General features: G+C 58.8%; 18 protein-coding genes. 10 read left to right on the plus strand and 8 right to left on the minus strand.

The annotated features are described in order from the left end of the window. Window positions 1-273 precede the first annotated feature (273 nt). The 6 genes from AB1748_RS11495 to pspA are packed head-to-tail and all read right to left on the minus strand — an operon-like array spanning window position 274 to window position 4,289. The gene (locus tag AB1748_RS11495) at window positions 274-1,335 is read right to left on the minus strand and encodes a YcjF family protein (protein ID WP_111139483.1); all 1,062 of its coding nucleotides are present in this window, start codon (window positions 1,333-1,335) and stop codon (window positions 274-276) included. Further along, the gene (locus tag AB1748_RS11500) at window positions 1,332-2,729 is read right to left on the minus strand and encodes a YcjX family protein (protein ID WP_367395517.1); all 1,398 of its coding nucleotides are present in this window, start codon (window positions 2,727-2,729) and stop codon (window positions 1,332-1,334) included. The genes AB1748_RS11495 and AB1748_RS11500 overlap by 4 nt, the downstream gene beginning before the upstream one ends. Then, window positions 2,710-2,958 (minus strand): phage shock protein PspD, encoded by a 249-nt coding sequence (gene pspD / locus AB1748_RS11505; protein WP_293770218.1) that lies wholly within the window; start codon window positions 2,956-2,958, stop codon window positions 2,710-2,712. Before pspD ends, AB1748_RS11500 begins: the two co-directional genes overlap by 20 nt. A 53-nt stretch (window positions 2,959-3,011) precedes the next feature. After that, entirely contained in the window at window positions 3,012-3,362 is a 351-nt protein-coding gene (pspC, locus tag AB1748_RS11510) for an envelope stress response membrane protein PspC (RefSeq protein ID WP_111139511.1), read from the minus strand. Next, on the minus strand, window positions 3,362-3,589 hold the full coding sequence (gene pspB, locus AB1748_RS11515; protein ID WP_013357982.1) for an envelope stress response membrane protein PspB: 228 nt from the start codon (window positions 3,587-3,589) through the stop codon (window positions 3,362-3,364). Before pspB ends, pspC begins: the two co-directional genes overlap by 1 nt. A 34-nt stretch (window positions 3,590-3,623) precedes the next feature. Beyond that, window positions 3,624-4,289 (minus strand): phage shock protein PspA, encoded by a 666-nt coding sequence (gene pspA, locus AB1748_RS11520; RefSeq protein ID WP_293770223.1) that lies wholly within the window; start codon window positions 4,287-4,289, stop codon window positions 3,624-3,626. A gap of 165 nt (window positions 4,290-4,454) precedes the next feature. Here pspA and pspF point away from each other — a divergent pair, with 165 nt between their 5' ends. From pspF to AB1748_RS11560, 8 genes are all read left to right on the plus strand, one after another. Continuing rightward, a complete protein-coding gene (gene pspF, locus AB1748_RS11525; protein ID WP_111139479.1) occupies window positions 4,455-5,456 on the plus strand; it encodes a phage shock protein operon transcriptional activator in 1,002 nt (333 codons plus the stop codon). A gap of 389 nt (window positions 5,457-5,845) precedes the next feature. Further along, complete coding sequence (gene sapA / locus AB1748_RS11530) at window positions 5,846-7,468, plus strand: ABC transporter substrate-binding protein SapA (RefSeq protein ID WP_111139477.1); 1,623 nt, start codon at window positions 5,846-5,848, stop codon at window positions 7,466-7,468. Beyond that, entirely contained in the window at window positions 7,469-8,434 is a 966-nt protein-coding gene (gene sapB, locus AB1748_RS11535) for a putrescine export ABC transporter permease SapB (RefSeq protein WP_111139476.1), read from the plus strand. It abuts the gene before it with no gap. Next, window positions 8,421-9,311 carry a putrescine export ABC transporter permease SapC gene (gene sapC, locus AB1748_RS11540; RefSeq protein WP_111139475.1) on the plus strand — a complete coding sequence of 297 codons (891 nt, stop codon included), beginning with the start codon at window positions 8,421-8,423 and terminating at the stop codon, window positions 9,309-9,311. The genes sapB and sapC overlap by 14 nt, the downstream gene beginning before the upstream one ends. Beyond that, on the plus strand, window positions 9,312-10,307 hold the full coding sequence (sapD, locus tag AB1748_RS11545) for a putrescine export ABC transporter ATP-binding protein SapD (RefSeq protein WP_111139474.1): 996 nt from the start codon (window positions 9,312-9,314) through the stop codon (window positions 10,305-10,307). Window position 10,308: 1 nt separating this feature from the next. Beyond that, entirely contained in the window at window positions 10,309-11,112 is an 804-nt protein-coding gene (gene sapF / locus AB1748_RS11550) for a putrescine export ABC transporter ATP-binding protein SapF (protein WP_111139473.1), read from the plus strand. A gap of 141 nt (window positions 11,113-11,253) precedes the next feature. Continuing rightward, on the plus strand, window positions 11,254-12,042 hold the full coding sequence (fabI, locus tag AB1748_RS11555) for an enoyl-ACP reductase FabI (RefSeq protein ID WP_367395518.1): 789 nt from the start codon (window positions 11,254-11,256) through the stop codon (window positions 12,040-12,042). A 216-nt stretch (window positions 12,043-12,258) separates the two neighbouring features. Beyond that, window positions 12,259-13,371: an oxidoreductase gene (locus AB1748_RS11560; RefSeq protein WP_293770240.1), complete on the plus strand. Its 1,113-nt coding sequence runs from the start codon at window positions 12,259-12,261 to the stop codon at window positions 13,369-13,371. Between the two features lie 7 nt (window positions 13,372-13,378). On the opposite strand, the gene AB1748_RS11565 is transcribed toward AB1748_RS11560, so the two are convergent. Continuing rightward, window positions 13,379-14,275 carry a LysR family transcriptional regulator gene (locus AB1748_RS11565; RefSeq protein WP_111139470.1) on the minus strand — a complete coding sequence of 299 codons (897 nt, stop codon included), beginning with the start codon at window positions 14,273-14,275 and terminating at the stop codon, window positions 13,379-13,381. 386 nt (window positions 14,276-14,661) lie between these two features. Between AB1748_RS11565 and AB1748_RS11570 the strand changes: the two genes are divergently transcribed. After that, complete coding sequence (locus AB1748_RS11570) at window positions 14,662-14,868, plus strand: hypothetical protein (RefSeq protein ID WP_111139468.1); 207 nt, start codon at window positions 14,662-14,664, stop codon at window positions 14,866-14,868. Between the two features lie 207 nt (window positions 14,869-15,075). Then, window positions 15,076-15,570 (plus strand): anti-virulence regulator CigR family protein, encoded by a 495-nt coding sequence (locus AB1748_RS11575; RefSeq protein WP_367395519.1) that lies wholly within the window; start codon window positions 15,076-15,078, stop codon window positions 15,568-15,570. A 179-nt stretch (window positions 15,571-15,749) separates the two neighbouring features. Here the strand turns inward: AB1748_RS11575 and AB1748_RS11580 are convergent, their stop codons facing one another. Then, window positions 15,750-16,463: a YoaK family protein gene (locus AB1748_RS11580; protein WP_367395520.1), complete on the minus strand. Its 714-nt coding sequence runs from the start codon at window positions 16,461-16,463 to the stop codon at window positions 15,750-15,752. Window positions 16,464-16,544 lie beyond the last annotated feature (81 nt).

Below are 16,544 nucleotides of genomic sequence, written 5' to 3' on the forward strand. Positions count from 1 at the left end.
GATCTGTCAGGAAAAGTTGACAGTACAGGCGCGGTTGGCGCGCTTTTGTACGGAGGCGGATGCATGTGCAGTCAGAAGAGTAAATCCTTAAGGGAATGGCGCACTTTATCCGGGAGAAAAACGGGATGGCCTTTACGCTGCCAGCGGATCCGGTGATCACCGATGAAGCAGCCTGTCCGGGAACCTGTCTCACTATCGATTCGCGGCAGGTGCTTCGCCAGCCACAGTAATGACTAAAGGCGGCCAGGCCGCCTTTAGTCTGTTCTCTGCACGTCAGGCGGACTTATTGCCGCCCTTCTGCAACGCCTCTTTCATCTGGCCCAGCAGCTCGCGGCGAAAATCGCCGAGTCGCGGTTTATCCTGCTCCAGCCAGGGTAAAGGACGGCAGAGTTCCATCGCTTTGATGCCCAGCCGCGCCGTCAGCAGTCCCGCGCCGATGCCCTGCGCGGCACGGGTCGACAGCCGGGCGGCAATATCCTGTGACATCCAGTCCATCCCTACCTCTCTGACCAGCTCTGATGCACCGGCAAACGCCATATTGATCAGCACCAGCCGGAACAGCCGGATGCGGCTGAAGTAGCCCAGCTCAATCCCGTATATCGCCGCGATACGATTCACCAGCCGCAGGTTGCGCCAGGCGATAAAGGCCATATCCACCAGCGCCAGCGGACTGACCGCAATCATCAGCGTGGCTTCGGCCGCATGACGACTGATTTCACGCCGCGCCTGGCGATCCAGCACCGGCTGGACCAGCTGCGCATATAACCGGACAATTTCACTGTCGTTGTGGGTTTCATGCAGCGAGGCGTGCCAGCGCTGCAGCGCCGGATGCGCCTGATCCAGCTCCGCCTGCCGTGCCAGCTTTTCGCAGAATGCGCGGCCTTTACCGATGCCGTGGCTCTGCAGCAGCTCACGGCCCACATCCCGCTCTTCCGCACGCTGACGCAGCTGCCAGAGTCGACGCCATTCGGCGGTCAGCGCGCCGGCACCCGCCAGCACGACCAGGCCGCCCGCGACGCCGCTGCCGAGTGAAAACCAGTCGCGGGCGAGCCAGGCGTCATGTGTCCACTGCACGCCCTGCGCAACCACGCTGACACCAAACAGCAGCGCGCCTGCGGTAACCAGTTTGCGCCACAGGCTGCGGCGGGGTTTCAGCGCCGCTTCCACCGCCCGTTCACCCGCGCCCTCCTCTTCAACGGCCACGTCGTCATCCGGTACCGCCAGAAACGCCGCCTGCGCTTCCGGGTCAAAACTCTGTGCCGGACGCAGCGGCGTGTGCGTGCTCTCATCCAGCGGGCGGGCAAAGTCGATACGCGGCTTCAGCGGTTCACTCATCGTAATTTGTCTCCCAACAAAAATTCCAGCGCGGCATCCATGCGGATATGCGGCAGCGGACGATCGACATCGAGCTGCTGCGGCCGGAACTGTTCAAACTGAAAACCCTGCTGCTGCCAGAAAGCGTGCCCCGGCAGGCGCGGCGGCACTTCGCCGGGGTAGACGGTCAGCGGTTCGCCATCCGCCAGCCGGTGGCCGCGCAGGGCCGGGATTTTCTCACCCCGGTGATCGACCAGCCCGCTCTGCGTCGCCTGCACCGACGCCAGACCGATACAATCCATGCTGATGCCTTCGAATGCGGCGTTCTGCCAGGCATCCTGCACCAGCTGCTGCAGCAGCGAGACCATGTTGCCATGCTGATCGCTGGTAATGTGATCCGCCTTGGTGGCCGCAAACAGCAGTCGGTCGATCACCGGTGAAAACAGACGGCGGAACAGCGTGCGCTGCCCGTAATGAAAGCTCTGCATCAGCTGGGTCAGCGCCAGCCGCATATCGTTAAACGCCTGAGGTCCGCTGTTGAGCGGTTGGAGGCAGTCGACCAGCACGATCTGGCGATCGAAGCGGAGGAAATGATTTTTATAAAAGCCTTTCACCACATGCTGACAGTAGTAGTTAAACCGCTGCTGGAGCATGCTGAAATTGCTGCCCTTGTCAGCCTGGGTCAGCCTCGCGAGTTGTGTCTCATCCAGCACGGGCAGCGGGAAAAACTGCAGCGCAGGCGCCCCCGCCATATCGCCGGGCAGCACGAAGCGGCCAGGCTGAATAAAGTGCAGGCCTTCGGATTTACAGCGGTGCAGATAGTCGGTCCAGGCGGCAGCGATCTCTGCCAGCAGCGTCTCATCGGCGGGTGCCAGCGGATCGAACTTTTCACACAGCGCGCGCCAGGGCTTTGCCCACGCCGCGCGATCGCCATGCAGCAGCCCGTTCATCTGCCGCGACCAGGCGAGGTAATCCTGCGCCAGCATCGGCAGATCCAGCAGCCATTCGCCGGGGTAGTCGACGATCTCCAGATAGAGCGTTGCGGTCTCTTTCAGGTGGCGCAGCAGCGAATCACCCGGACGGTAGCGCAGCGCCAGCCGCATTTCGCTAACGCCGCGGGTCGGCGTGGGCCAGGCGGGCGGCTGGCTGTAAAGCTGGGCCAGTCCTTCGTCGTAGGTAAAGCGCGCCGTGCCCATGTCGCGCTGCGGCACCCGCTTTACCCCTAACAGACGCTCATCCCGCACCACGGAAAACAGCGGCAAACGTGCGCCGCTGTGTACCGTTAAAAGCTGATTAACCAGTGAGGTGATGAATGCCGTTTTTCCGCTGCGGCTTAGCCCGGTTACGGCCAGACGCAGATGGCGATCGACGCCACGGTTCATCAACGCCATCAATTCAGTTTGCAGTCTTTTCATCTTTCTCCCTGATGAAGCGCGACGCCATGCGGTTCATGACGCGCTTCAGCAGTGGCTCCAGCGCCACCGCCAGCAGCAGACGTAACGGGCGTCGCGCTACCGATTTCACTGCCCAGCCGGTCACCCCAGCCGGACCATAAGTCACCGCATTGATAATGATAAATTTAGCCGCCGACTTCAATGCAGGTGTCGCGCGGTGACGAAAAGCAGTGGATCGCGAATAGGACATTAACACCTCCATCGGGTTGGCATACGGGCCGGAAGCGGCCCGGAAACAGCGTATCAGATCTGACGGAAACGGCTGCGCACACTGAAGGTTTCAGAGGTGACATAGCGTTCTATGTCACGCACGCTGCCTTCATCACGCTGCAGGGCGCTTTCCAGCTGGTCCAGCAGTTCGCTGGCGCTGGGCTGGCGCGCCTCCTCCGTGACAGTGGCGGGTTTCTCATCCAGCACAAACCCCAGTACAAAATAGGCAATGACGGTAAAAAGAAACAGGCCAAAGAACAGGGATAACACGACGATGACTCGCAGCAGACGCACCGGAATATCCAGATACTCCGCCAGGCCTGCGCAGACCCCCATCAGTTTTCCTTCAGCAGGTTTGCGCCACAGCTTACGGCCCTTCATGATCATGGCTGCCTCCAGTTCGGATGTTCGGCGTCCAGAATGGCCTCCAGCGCATCAATCCGTTCGCGCATCCGCTGCGCGTCCTGAGTGACGCGCTGCAGACGCTGGATTTCGCTTTGAGACAGCTCCGAACCGCCATTGCGCTTGTTGCTGTAATGCAGCCATAACCAGATCGGTGCAACAAACAGCACAAAGATCGTTAAGGGTATGGCGAGAAAAAGTGCGCTCATTGACTCTCCTTAATCACTATCGCAACGTCGACAATTACTCACCGCGGTTCATTCTGGCTTTCAGCGCGTTGAGCTGCTGACTGATCTCATCGTCTGCTTTCAGGTCAGTGAACTGCTGGTCCAGCGTTTTCGGCTTACCAAAACCGTGGCTCTCCGCTTCCGCTTCCATATGATCGATGCGACGTTCGAAAGACTCAAATCGCGCCATCGCTTCATCAATTTTACCGCTGTCCAGCTGACGACGGACATCGCGGGAAGAGGAGGCGGCCTGGTGACGCAGGGTCAGCGCCTGCTGACGGGCACGGGTCTCGCTGAGTTTTTTCTCCAGCTCACCAATCTCGCCTTTCATACGCTCCAGCGTCTCTTCAACCTGACTCACTTCCTGCTTCAGTGACGCGATAAGATCGGTGAGTTTCTGTTTTTCAATCAGCGCAGAGCGGGCCAGATCTTCTTTATCTTTGCGCAGCGCCAGCTCCGCTTTTTCCTGCCATTCAGCCTGCTGAATCTCAGCCTGTTCGATGCGGCGTGACAGCTGTTTCTTTTCTGCCAGCGCCCGTGCAGAGGTGGAGCGCACTTCGACTAAGGTGTCTTCCATCTCCTGAATCATGAGCCGGACCAGCTTCTGCGGATCTTCCGCGCGCTCCAGCAGGGAATTGATGTTGGCGTTCACGATATCGGCGAAACGAGAAAAAATACCCATAATGCTGTTCCTCTTTTGATGTTTTACAGTTCTGTTGCTCTGCATGGTTCATACAAGATGCGTGCCAATTTTATAAGCCACTGATATTCAATGAATTGGAAATTTTACAGGCCTTTCAGCTTGCTCTAAGATAGTCAAAATGATTAATGGGTGGCGAAATTCATCATGACAGGATCAAACGATAATCTTCTGGGCGAGTCGAACAATTTTCTGGAAGTACTGGAGCAGGTTTCTAAGCTGGCTCCGCTGGAGAAGCCGGTGCTGGTGACGGGTGAACGCGGAACGGGTAAAGAGCTCATTGCCAGCCGCCTGCACTATCTCTCTGACCGCTGGCAGGGCCCGTTTATCTCGCTGAACTGTGCCGCGCTGAATGAAAATCTGCTGGACTCCGAACTCTTCGGGCATGAGGCGGGCGCCTTTACCGGCGCGCAGAAGCGCCATCTGGGGCGTTTTGAGCGTGCAGACGGCGGCACGCTGTTTCTGGATGAGCTGGCAACCGCGCCGATGCTGGTGCAGGAAAAGCTGCTCAGGGTAATTGAGTACGGGCAGCTGGAGCGTGTCGGCGGCAACCACTCCCTGCAGGTAAACGTCCGGCTGGTCTGCGCGACCAATGAAGATTTGCCCGCCCTGGCCGCGGCAGGAAAATTCCGCGCCGACCTGCTGGATCGTCTGGCATTTGATGTGGTGCAGCTGCCGCCTCTGCGCGAGCGCCGCAGCGATATTCTGGTGATGGCTGAGCATTTCGCTATCCAGATGTGCCGCGAGCTTGGCCTGCTGCTCTTTCCGGGATTTACGCCGCGCGCCCAGCAGGCGCTGCTCGACTATCACTGGCCGGGTAACGTTCGCGAACTGAAAAATGTGGTGGAGCGGTCGGTCTATCGTCATAACAGCAGCGAGCAGCCGCTGGATAAGGTGATTATTAACCCGTTCGCGGCGCGGCAGGAGCCGGTCGCGCTTCTGCCCGCCAGCCAGGCGGCTGAAAGCAGCGCCCTGCCCGCGCTGCCGCTGGATCTGCGGCAGTGGCAGAATCAGCAGGAGCGCGATCTGGTCGAAGCCAGCCTGCATCAGGCGCGTTATAACCAGCGCCGCGCCGCCGGTTTACTCGGCGTTACCTATCATCAGCTACGCGCGATGATGAAAAAGCACGATATCAAAGCCGAAATCTGATCGGCAGGCTCCGCTGCTCATTTCCTCTCTGGCAGCCTTGAGGCCAGATGACGGGTGGCGGCTCCGGAGAAGACGTTGTCCGGGCACGGGAGAGCATACCCTGCTGAAAGCAAAAAAAAGCCCGCCATTGGGCGGGCAACAATACTGGAAGCAATGTGAGCAATGTCGTGCTTTTCTCCGGCAGAGCCACCGTCGAATCGCCAATGAATAATAATCATTCTTATTATCATCTGTAAACCTTTAGTTGAGAATTTTTCTCATTACCACACCCTCTGTGCGTGCTTTTTTACGCGACGATGATGAAAATCAGGCTGGCAGTCGTCGCAGGTTTTGGGACAACGCCCGCTTTGCGATACACTCTGCGTAATGCCTCAAAATCGTTGAGTTCTATGTCAAAACTACTGTATTCGCTGTTGCTGAGCCTCAGTGCGTTGAGTGCCCCTGCGTGGTCGGCACCGGCAGGTGATATCCGCCAGACCGGCTTTGTCTATTGCGTCAGCGGCACGCTGAACACCTTTAACCCGCAGATGGCCAGCAGCGGGCTGACGGTCGATACGCTGGCAGCACAGCTCTATGATCGGCTGCTGGACGTTGATCCCTATACCTATCGTCTCAAGCCCGACCTGGCGTCGGGATGGGAAGTGCGCGACAACGGCGCGACCTATCGCTTCCATCTGCGCAGCGGCGTACAGTTTCAGCAGACCAATCAGTTCCGCCCGACCCGCACGCTCAACGCCGACGATGTGGTATTCAGCTTTGCCCGGATGTTTGATCGTCATCATCCCTGGCATAACGTCAATGGCGGCTACTACCCCTACTTTGACAGCCTGCAGTTTGCGGATTCGGTACAGAGCGTCAGAAAAATCGACAACCGGACCGTGGAGTTCAGGCTGAACAGCCCGGATGCCTCGTTCCTCTGGCATATGGCGACCCACTATGCGCCCGTGCTGTCGAAAGAGTACGCCGATCAGCTTACCGCGCAGGGACGACAGGAAGAGCTGGATCGGCAGCCGGTCGGCACCGGTCCCTATCAGCTCAGTGAATATCGCACCGGTCAGTACATCCGGCTGGCACGGAATCCTCACTACTGGAAAGGCGTGCCGCGCCTGCAACAGGCGGTGATCGATCTCGGTTCGGGCGGCACCGGACGACTCTCAAAATTGTTAACCGGTGAATGTGACGTGCTGGCCTATCCCGCGGCCAGCCAGCTGACGATTCTGCGCGACGACCCCCGTCTGCGGATGACGCTGCGCCCCGGGATGAACGTCGCCTATCTGGCCTTTAATACCCGTAAACCGCCGCTCGACCGGCCGGAAGTGCGTCATGCGCTGGCGCTGGCGATCAACAATGAACGCCTGATGGAGTCCATCTATTACGGCACCGCCGAAACGGCGGCCTCTATCCTGCCGCGCGCCTCCTGGGCTTACGACAACGATGCCCGCATCACCAGCTACGATCCGGCGAAGTCCCGGGCGGCGCTGGCCTCGCTTGGGATCAGCGATTTGCATCTGCGGCTGGTGGTACCGGTCGCCTCCCAGTCCTGGAATCCCAGCCCGCTGAAAACCGCCGAACTGTTGCAGGCGGATCTGGCGCAGGTGGGTGTCCGGCTGACGATTGTGCCGGTAGAGGGCCGTTTTCAGGAGGCGCAGCTGATGGCGATGAATCACGATCTGACGCTTTCGGGCTGGGCGACGGACAGCAACGACCCCGACAGCTTCTTCCGGCCTCTGCTGAGCTGTGCGGCAATTCGTTCGCAGACCAATTATGCCCACTGGTGCTCACCCGCCTTCGATGAAACGCTGCAGAATGCCCTGTTATCCCAGCAGCTCGCTGGCCGCATCGACAGTTATGACAAGGCACAGCAGATTCTGGCGCAGGAGCTGCCGGTGCTGCCGCTGGCCTCCTCGTTACGGTTGCAGGCGTTTCGGCATGATATTAAAGGGCTGGTGCTGAGTCCGTTCGGTAACGCATCCTTTGCCGGGGTTTATCGTGAAAGCGACAAGGAAAAGTAAGTGATTATCTATATTCTGCGGCGTCTGCTGCTGCTGATCATTACCCTGTTTCTGCTGTCGCTGGTCAGCTTCAGCCTGAGCTACTTCACTCCCAATGCGCCGCTGGAAGGCGCGGCGCTCTCCGACGCCTGGTGGTTCTGGTTTAAAGGGATGCTGCAGTTCGATTTCGGCGTCTCCAGCACCAACGGACAGGAGATTGGCCTGCAGCTGCGTGAGGTTTTCCCGGCGACCATGGAGTTATGCATCCTGGCCTTCCTGTTTGCCCTGCTGGTGGGGATCCCGCTGGGGATCTGTGCCGGGGTCATGCGCAATAAATGGCAGGATAAAACCATCAGTGCGCTGGCGCTTTTCGGCTTTTCTGCGCCGATTTTCTGGCTCGCGCTGCTGCTGACGCTCTTCTTCTCGCTGACTCTGGGCTGGCTGCCGGTGTCGGGTCGCCACGATTTGCTCTATCCGGTGAAGAATATCTCGGGCTTTGCATTGATCGACGCCTGGCTGAGTCCTTCGCCGTGGCGGCACGAGATGATTGTCAGCGCTCTCTCTCACCTGGTGCTGCCGGTGCTGGTGCTGGCGATGGCGCCGACGACGGAGGTGATCCGCTTGCTGCGCAACAGCACCAGCGACGTAATGGATAAAAACTATGTTAAAGCGGCCGCCACGCGCGGTCTGTCGCGCTTTACGGTGATCCGCCGCCATGTGCTGCACAATGCGCTGCCGCCGGTGATCCCGCGTCTGGGCCTGCAATTCTCGACCATGATTACACTGGCGATGATCACCGAGATGGTCTTTAACTGGCCTGGCCTCGGCCGCTGGCTGATCAACGCGATTCGTCAGCAGGATTATGCGGCGATCTCCGCCGGTGTGATGGTAGTCGGCGGGCTGGTGATACTGGTCAACGTCATTTCTGACGTCATTGGTGCGGCGCTGAATCCGCTGAAACATAAGGAATGGTATGCCCGTCGATAATATCTACGCCGAAAAACGCCTGCCCAGTGCCTTTCGTCAGAGCTGGCAGCACTTCTACAGCAAACCGATCTCGATGGTCGGGCTGTATGGCTTCGGCGCGCTGCTGCTGCTCTGCCTTTTTGGCGGCCTGATTGCGCCTTACGGCATCGATCAGCAGTTCCTGGGCTATCAGCTGCTGCCGCCCTCCTGGTCCCGCTACGGCGATGTCTCCTTTTTTCTGGGGACTGACGATCTCGGCCGTGATGTCCTGAGCCGCCTGTTGAGCGGCGCGGGCCCGACGGTCGGCTCCGCGATGCTGGTCACGATCTTCGCTACCCTGGGCGCGCTGGTGCTGGGCGTGCTGGCGGGTATGACGCACGGCATCCGCTCAGCGGTGATGAACCATGTGCTGGATACCCTGCTTTCGATCCCGTCGCTGTTGCTGGCGATCATCGTGGTGGCATTTCTTGGGCCACGGCTGGAACATGCGCTGCTGGCGGTCTGGCTGGCGCTGATGCCACGTCTGGTACGCGAGATTTACAGCGCCGTACACGATGAGCTGGAAAAAGAGTATGTGGTGGCAGCGCGTCTTGATGGGGCGAGCGGGCGCAATATCCTGCGCTACGCCATCATGCCGAACATTTTGCCGATGTTGATCACCGAGATTACCCGTGCACTGTCGATGGCGATTCTCGATATCGCGGCGCTGGGATTTCTCGACCTGGGCGCACAACTGCCCTCACCGGAATGGGGTGCGATGCTGGGTGATTCGCTGGAGCTGATTTACGTCGCCCCCTGGACCGTGATGCTGCCCGGCGTGGCGCTGATGATCAGCGTGTTAATTATCAACCTGCTCGGTGACGGCATCCGTCGCGCCGTCGAAGCGGGAGTGGAATAAATGCCGTTACTTGATATCCGTAATCTGACCATTGAATTTATGACCGCTGACGGGCCGGTCAAGGCGGTCGATCGTGTCAATCTGACACTGGGCGAAGGCGAGATCCGCGGGCTGGTCGGCGAGTCCGGCTCCGGTAAAAGCCTGGTCGCCAAGGCTATCTGCGGCGTGACCAATGATAACTGGCGAGTCACCGCCGATCGCATGGTCTTCGATGATGTCGATCTGCTGCGCCTGACGCCGCGCGAGCGCCGCCGCATCATCGGCCATAACGTCTCGATGATTTTTCAGGAGCCGCAATCCTGTCTCGATCCCTCCGAGAGCATCGGTCGTCAGCTGATGCAGGTTATTCCGCGCTGGACCTACAAAGGTCCCTGGCTGAAACGCTTCTGGTTCTGGCGTAAAACCCGCGCCATCGAACTGCTGCATCGCGTCGGCATCAAAGATCACAAAGATATTATGCGCAGCTTTCCCTATGAGCTGACCGAAGGCGAGTGTCAGAAGGTGATGATCGCCATTGCCCTGGCAAACCAGCCGCGACTGCTGATTGCCGATGAACCGACCAACGCCATGGAGCCGACCACCCAGGCGCAGATTTTTCGCCTGCTGAGCCGCCTGAATCAGAATAATAACACCACGATCCTGCTGATCAGCCACGACCTGCGCACCATGAGCCAGTGGGCTGACCGCATTAATGTGATGTACTGCGGCCAGACGGTGGAAACCGCACAGAGCGAAGATTTAATGAGCACGCCGCACCATCCCTATACCCAGGCGCTGATTCGGGCAATGCCCGATTTTGGTCGCGCCCTGCCGCACAAGAGCCGCCTGAATACGCTGTCGGGCGCGATTCCGTCGCTGGAGAGCCTGCCGATTGGCTGTCGTCTGGGGCCACGCTGCCCCTATGCGCAGCGCAAATGTATCGAGACGCCCCGGCTGACCGGCAGCAAAACGCACCTCTATGCCTGTCACTTCCCGCTGAATATGGAGGGCCAGTAGCATGGAAACCCTGCTCGAAGTGCGTAATCTGAGTAAAACCTTTCGCTATCGCACAGGCCTGTTTCGTCGTCAGCACGTTGAGGCGGTGAAGTCGGTCAGCTTTACCCTGCGTGAGCGGCAGACGCTGGCGATCATCGGTGAAAATGGCTCCGGGAAATCCACGCTGGCGAAGATGCTCAGCGGCATGGTCGCGCCCACCGAGGGGGAGATTCTGATTGACGATCATCCGCTGACCTTCGGCGATTATGGCTATCGCAGCCAGCGCATCCGCATGATTTTTCAGGACCCGTCCACCTCGCTGAACCCGCGTCAGCGCATCAGCCAGATCCTGGAGTTCCCCCTGCGGCTGAATACCGATCTTGATGCTGAGGCGCGCGAAAAGCGCATTATCGCCACGCTGCGCCAGGTGGGCCTGCTGCGCGATCACGCCGGCTACTATCCGCATATGCTGGCGCCCGGTCAGAAACAGCGTCTGGGGCTGGCGCGTGCGCTGATCCTGCAACCTAAGGTGATTGTGGCTGACGAAGCACTGGCATCGCTGGACATGACAATGCGTTCCCAACTGGTGAACCTGATGCTGGAGCTGCAGGAAAAGCACGGCATCGCCTACATCTATGTCACCCAGCATCTGGGGATGATGAAGCACATCAGCGACAAAGTGCTGGTGATGCATCAGGGCGAAGTAGTGGAACGTGGCGGCACCGCCGATGTGCTGGCCTCTCCGCTGCACGATCTGACCCGTCGGCTGATCAGCAGCCACTTTGGTGAAGCGTTAAGTGCTGAAGCCTGGCGGCGCGAGCGCTGATTTTTGCCGCCTGTCCCGGAAATTGCGGGCCGGTTTACCTGATTTATGAGAGACGTGCTAGAATCCGCACGTCGATTAACGTCGGTCGCTTACTTTTTAATCATGCGGCCGCCAACTACAATGACCATAAGGATTACAGCTATGGGTTTTCTTTCCGGTAAGCGCATTCTGATTACTGGCGTTGCCAGTAAACTTTCCATCGCCTACGGTATTGCACAGGCGATGCACAAACAGGGCGCAGAGCTGGCTTTCACCTACCAGAACGACAAGTTAAAAGGTCGTGTGGAAGAGTTTGCCAAAGAGTTGGGTTCAGACATCGTGCTGCCATGTGACGTAGCCGAAGATGAGAGCATCAAATCTCTGTTCACTGAACTGGCAAAAACCTGGGCGAAATTTGACGGTTTCGTTCACTCTATCGGCTTCGCCCCTGGCGAGCAGCTGGTTGGCGACTATGTGAACGCCGTTACCCGCGAAGGCTTCAAAATCGCGCATGACATCAGTGCCTACAGCTTCGTTGCTATGGCTAAAGAGTGCCGCGAGATGCTGAACCCGCACTCTGCGCTGCTGACGCTCTCTTACCTGGGCGCTGAGCGCGCGATCCCGAACTACAACGTGATGGGTCTGGCTAAAGCGTCTCTGGAAGCAAACGTGCGTTACATGGCAAACGCCATGGGCCCGGAAGGCGTGCGTGTTAACGCCGTGTCTGCAGGTCCTATCCGCACCCTGGCGGCCTCAGGCATCAAAGATTTCCGTAAGATGCTGGCACACTGCGAAGCGGTTACCCCGATTCGCCGTACCGTGACCATCGAAGATGTCGGTAACTCAGCAGCATTCCTCTGCTCTGACCTCGCTGGCGGCATCACCGGTGAAGTGGTCCACGTTGATGGCGGCTTCAGCATCGCCGCTATGAACGAACTGGAACTGAAATAAGTTCCTGAAGGGCGAGCCTGGCTCGCCCTTTTCCTCCCCTCTGCCGCACCCTTCCTGCCTGATTTTCCTGTCGTTATACCGTAACGCTATTAATTATCACCGATCAATCTTTTGTCCCGGACTGACCATCAGCGACGATAAGCCAGCCCTTCGGTTTATGCACATTTTCAGATTCTGCCGCTGCATGCCGAACCCGAATCTGCAAAAGGATTGATCATGGAACAACGCCGCTATCCGGGCCATAACCACTGGTTTTACGAGAGCCAGACCAGTCCACGTACCTCGCAGGCCGCGCCGCTGGTACCCGAGGCCGCCCATATTGACGATCGTTTCCTGCTGGGCTGTCACGGTGATAACGCGGAGATGCAGGCACTGCTGCGCGCTCATCAGCCCGCTCTGCTGGCCGCGCGCGATCTGGCGCAGCTTCTTTTTCCCGATCGCGTGGCGACGTCGCTCACCCACACCCTGACGCTTTACGATCGCCTCAGCACCGCGCTGACGGTGGCGCAGGTTACGGGGATTCAGCGGCTATGTAATCACTACTCTGCACGCCTCAATCCCCTGCCCGGCCCTGACTCCTCACGCGAGAGTAATAATCGTCTGACCCAGATTACGCAGTATGCGCGCCAGCTGGCGATGCAGCCGGAGCTGATTGGTGCCAGCGCGATCACGGCACTGGATGCGGTTGGCCTGACGGCGCCCGATATTGTGACGCTGAACCAGCTGATCGGCTTTGTCTCTTATCAGGCGCGAGTGGTCGCCGGACTTCAGGCATTGCAGGCGCAGCCGGTTCGCTGGCTGCCAGGCAGTACCGCCCCGCCGGATGCGGACGCCAGCGGATTTGACCAGCCTGGCCGCTGGCAGCCCGCGCTGAAACCGCTGGAATTACGTTATGCCAGTGCGGAACAGCTTACGGCCATTACCCGCTGTCAGCCATTGCCCGGCATGCAGGAGGCGGTCTGGCTGCTGGCACATGATCCCGCTGCACTCTATGGCTGGGCGCAACTGCGTCAGCATCTGCCGCAGGACTTAACTCTGGCGGAGGCGACCGCGGCCCGCATTCTGGGCAGCCGCTGGGGATTCCGGCTGCTGCCGGGGAATGAAAGATTAATCGAAGGGGTGGATGAGGCCGGGGCCACAGGCGAGCAGCAGCAGATCATTGCGCTGGCGGCGCAGCTCACCCGGTCGCCGGAACGCTTCAGCGCCGCACATCTGCAGCCGCTGATGGCGGCGGGCCGGGAGCCGGAGGCGCTGTTCGCGCTGATTCAGTGTGTTGCCATTGGCAACTGGAACAGCCGTCTGTTTTACGCGCTGGGTGAGTCGCGGTAGCAGATACTCAGACCGGCAGCAGGCCGCGCGCCTCGTCGAAGAAGTGCTGTGCCAGCGGGGTCGCGCGGCCCGGCTCGGCAATCACCAGGGCCGCCTGACGGGCCATCGGCGGCAGTATAATCGCGCGCTGCTGTAGCCCCTGCAACGATGCGGGCAGCAGGTGCCCGACCGGGGAGACCAGCAGGCCAAGACCGACCTGCGCGCACTGCATCAGCTGCATCACAGAGGCGCTCTCGACGATCACCCGTGGCACCAGCCCCGTCTCACGAAAAGCCATATCCAGATAGCGACGGAAATAGCGCGTCGGTTCCGCCAGACAGAGCGGCTGCTGTGCCAGGTCAGAGAGTGCCAGTGGCGTCTCCCCCACCAGCGCCGGGAAATAGTCGGGGTGGAATATCGCCTCAACGCCTCTGTCCGCCAGCATCTCGGTCTGAAAATGAAGCTCCCGCAGGGTTGCCATCTCAAAGAATCCGATCCCGACATCCACAGTGTGGCTGTTGAGGGCTTCGAGTAGTTGATCGGCGCTGAGCACGGCAATCCGGTAGTCGAGCTGAGGATAACGGGCCTGAACCGCCTTCAGCAGCAGCGGCAGCGCCATGCTGCACTGTGGCACTACGCCCACCCGCAGTGTGCCGTTCACGCCATGTTTCAGCGACTCGACTTCCAGCTTCAGTCCCTGATAGACCGAGACGATCTCCCTGGCCCACGCCAGCACCCGATCGCCTTCAGGGGTAAAACCAGCGAAATTATTGCTGCGGTTTATCAGCGGCAGACCCAGCTCGCGCTCCAGATTTTTCAGGCGCATCGAAAGGGTCGGCTGGGTAACGAAACTGGCTTCGGCGGCACGACCGAAATGGCGTTCGCGCTCCAGGTTGCACAGGTATATAAGCTGTTTAATGTCGATTTTGTTTTTCCATCAGCGACTTACGATTAATTATTTTATGCAGCGCGTTTTTTATCTGCTGCCTGATGTACAGCTAATTTCGCAGGCATCTGCGTGGCGTGGCGATGCTCATGATAAGCCGATTAGTGCCAGGCTTCAAACCAGCGGACACATCGCCTCTCAGCCGGTTACCTGACAGAGATGTTACCCGACCTGGATTGATTCTGTTGCAAAAGAGAGCCGTCAGTTTGCCCCCTAATCTGCGGGATTGTCCTGTTCAGGCAATCTGAAATGATGCCGCTATGATGAACCCTACGTCACCCTAAAGCTTCAGGAGAACGAAGCGTTTCCCTTCAGCAGCTGTTTTATGTTTGAATTGTTAAAATTTGATGAGGTTATGACTGTTTATGGATGAGATAGATTTAGCTCAGGAGCGTGAAGAAGCGCATCTCGCCGCCTCTCTGGCGGCACGTAAGCCAAAAGTGCTGAGTCCTGACGGCATGTGCATCTGGTGTAAAGATGAGTCTGTCGTGGCTGACACGGCCTTCTGTTCCGTTGAGTGCGATGAGGATTTTCACAAGTATCGCCGGGAGCAGCGGCAGCGTATCAGCTGACGGACGGTTCGGGGGCCAGCCAGCCAGCATCGCGTCGCGCGCTGCTGGTCACTCCTTACCCTGCGTGACTCAGCGGCAGAGGACTTTCCGCACTGCCCCCCCTCTTTACTCGCATCGCTTTTCCGGGATGACATTTACATCCTGGCCTGTTGCTGTCCATACTCAATAAAGATAAAAGCGGTCCTGCTAATCTGAGGAGACAGATTCATGCAAAAGCATCGCCCTCTTCTTTCACTTCTGGCAGTTGTTCTGGGTTTCGCCGTTATTGCTTCGCCGGGCTATGCCAACCCTGGCAATGGCAATGGCAATGGCAATGGCAATGGCAATGGCAATCATGGGAATAACGGCGCTCACGGCAATCAGGGACGCCATGATGATAAGCCGAAGGAGAGACAACAGGGACGTAAAAACCACGGGCAGCCTGATCGTGTCGGCGCGGACCTTACCTTCTCACGGGCGCGAACGCTGGCGGTAAACTATGGTCTGGTCGGTTACCCGTCTCTGCCGCCGGGCATCGCAAAAAATGTGGCGCGTGGTAAACCGTTACCGCCGGGCATCGCGAAAAAAAGCCTGCCAGCGTCGATGATTAATGCGTTGCCCTATTATCCCGGCTACGAGTGGCGGGCTGTGGGCAACGATTTAGTCCTGATTGCCCTGAGCACGGCTGTTGTGACCGCAGTAATCAACGGTGTCTTTGACTGATACCCGTCCCCCACTGAAAAAAGCCCTCTGCTGATGACCGCCCGATGAACAGCGGGGGCTTCAGCAGGCGTGCCTGCATCATCACGATGACCTGGTGCAGAAGATGGTTACAGGCGGCGAAGTCGCGCATCGGACGACGCACCCCCGACACGGCCCCACAAAATCAGCACCTCATCCCTTCACTTTTCCGATCGGGTAAAGATCGTTTTCAGCGCCAGACCGATCAATCCGCCCCCCACCGGCAGCAGAAAGTTGTTGCCGAGGAGCCTGTAGAGGCCTATTCCCGCCACGCCGCCTGCGAGAAACGACAGCAGTGTCAGCGCGTGCAGGCGCAGGCGGCTGAAATAGAGTGGCGTCTCTTTAGGTGACGCCTTGCGCCGAAGCACCTCAAACAGCATCGCCAGCTCGATACCGATATCCGTCGCCGTGCCGGAGATATGGGTCGTCCGCACCCGTGCATTGGAGATCCGCGTGACCACCGCATTCTGCAGCCCCATCAGGAAGCTCAGGCTCATGATTAACATTACACCCGGTGAATGCGCGGTAAAGGCGCGCTCCACGCCCCCCAGGATCATCAGCGCGGCACCCTCGATGAGAATGACAGCGGCGTAAATGGTGCGGATATTCCGGCGCTGTCCGGCATTAATGATCAGCGTCGAACAGGCGGAGCCCGCAATAAAAAGCAGCACCACAGACAGGAAAAAGAGGGCTGGCCCCGCATTCGCTTTAGCCAGCTGGTCGGAGAGCAGCGAAACATTCCCGGTCATGTTGGCGGAAAAAAAACCGACCACCTCAAAGGCAGCAGTATTCAGCGCGCCTGCGGTGGCGGCCAGCGTGCAGGCCAGGCGGGTATCGGCGCTGTCGCTGCGGGCATTCTCGGTGCTGATGAGCATGACGCCCCTCTCTGATAAAAATCCTGTTTTACGCCGGGTATATCCTGGTCACCATGCGCTGAATCAACCGCGCCTTGAAGC

The sequence above is a fragment of the Pantoea sp. Ep11b genome (assembly GCF_040783975.1).
Taxonomy (GTDB): domain Bacteria; phylum Pseudomonadota; class Gammaproteobacteria; order Enterobacterales; family Enterobacteriaceae; genus Pantoea.

Bases quoted from the DNA above. Each gene is read 5' to 3' on its own strand.
- AB1748_RS11560 (WP_293770240.1), top strand. From the start codon at position 12,259: ATGGAACAACGCCGCTATCCGGGCCATAACCACTGGTTTTACGAGAGC.
- pspA (WP_293770223.1), bottom strand. From the start codon at position 4,289: ATGGGTATTTTTTCTCGTTTCGCCGATATCGTGAACGCCAACATCAAT.
- AB1748_RS11500 (WP_367395517.1), bottom strand. From the start codon at position 2,729: ATGAAAAGACTGCAAACTGAATTGATGGCGTTGATGAACCGTGGCGTC.
- sapC (WP_111139475.1), top strand. From the start codon at position 8,421: ATGCCCGTCGATAATATCTACGCCGAAAAACGCCTGCCCAGTGCCTTT.
- AB1748_RS11575 (WP_367395519.1), top strand. From the start codon at position 15,076: ATGCAAAAGCATCGCCCTCTTCTTTCACTTCTGGCAGTTGTTCTGGGT.
- AB1748_RS11580 (WP_367395520.1), bottom strand. From the start codon at position 16,463: ATGCTCATCAGCACCGAGAATGCCCGCAGCGACAGCGCCGATACCCGC.
- sapF (WP_111139473.1), top strand. From the start codon at position 10,309: ATGGAAACCCTGCTCGAAGTGCGTAATCTGAGTAAAACCTTTCGCTAT.
- pspB (WP_013357982.1), bottom strand. From the start codon at position 3,589: ATGAGCGCACTTTTTCTCGCCATACCCTTAACGATCTTTGTGCTGTTT.
- pspD (WP_293770218.1), bottom strand. From the start codon at position 2,958: ATGTCCTATTCGCGATCCACTGCTTTTCGTCACCGCGCGACACCTGCA.
- pspF (WP_111139479.1), top strand. From the start codon at position 4,455: ATGACAGGATCAAACGATAATCTTCTGGGCGAGTCGAACAATTTTCTG.
- AB1748_RS11495 (WP_111139483.1), bottom strand. From the start codon at position 1,335: ATGAGTGAACCGCTGAAGCCGCGTATCGACTTTGCCCGCCCGCTGGAT.
- sapA (WP_111139477.1), top strand. From the start codon at position 5,846: ATGTCAAAACTACTGTATTCGCTGTTGCTGAGCCTCAGTGCGTTGAGT.
- fabI (WP_367395518.1), top strand. From the start codon at position 11,254: ATGGGTTTTCTTTCCGGTAAGCGCATTCTGATTACTGGCGTTGCCAGT.
- sapD (WP_111139474.1), top strand. From the start codon at position 9,312: ATGCCGTTACTTGATATCCGTAATCTGACCATTGAATTTATGACCGCT.
- AB1748_RS11570 (WP_111139468.1), top strand. From the start codon at position 14,662: ATGGATGAGATAGATTTAGCTCAGGAGCGTGAAGAAGCGCATCTCGCC.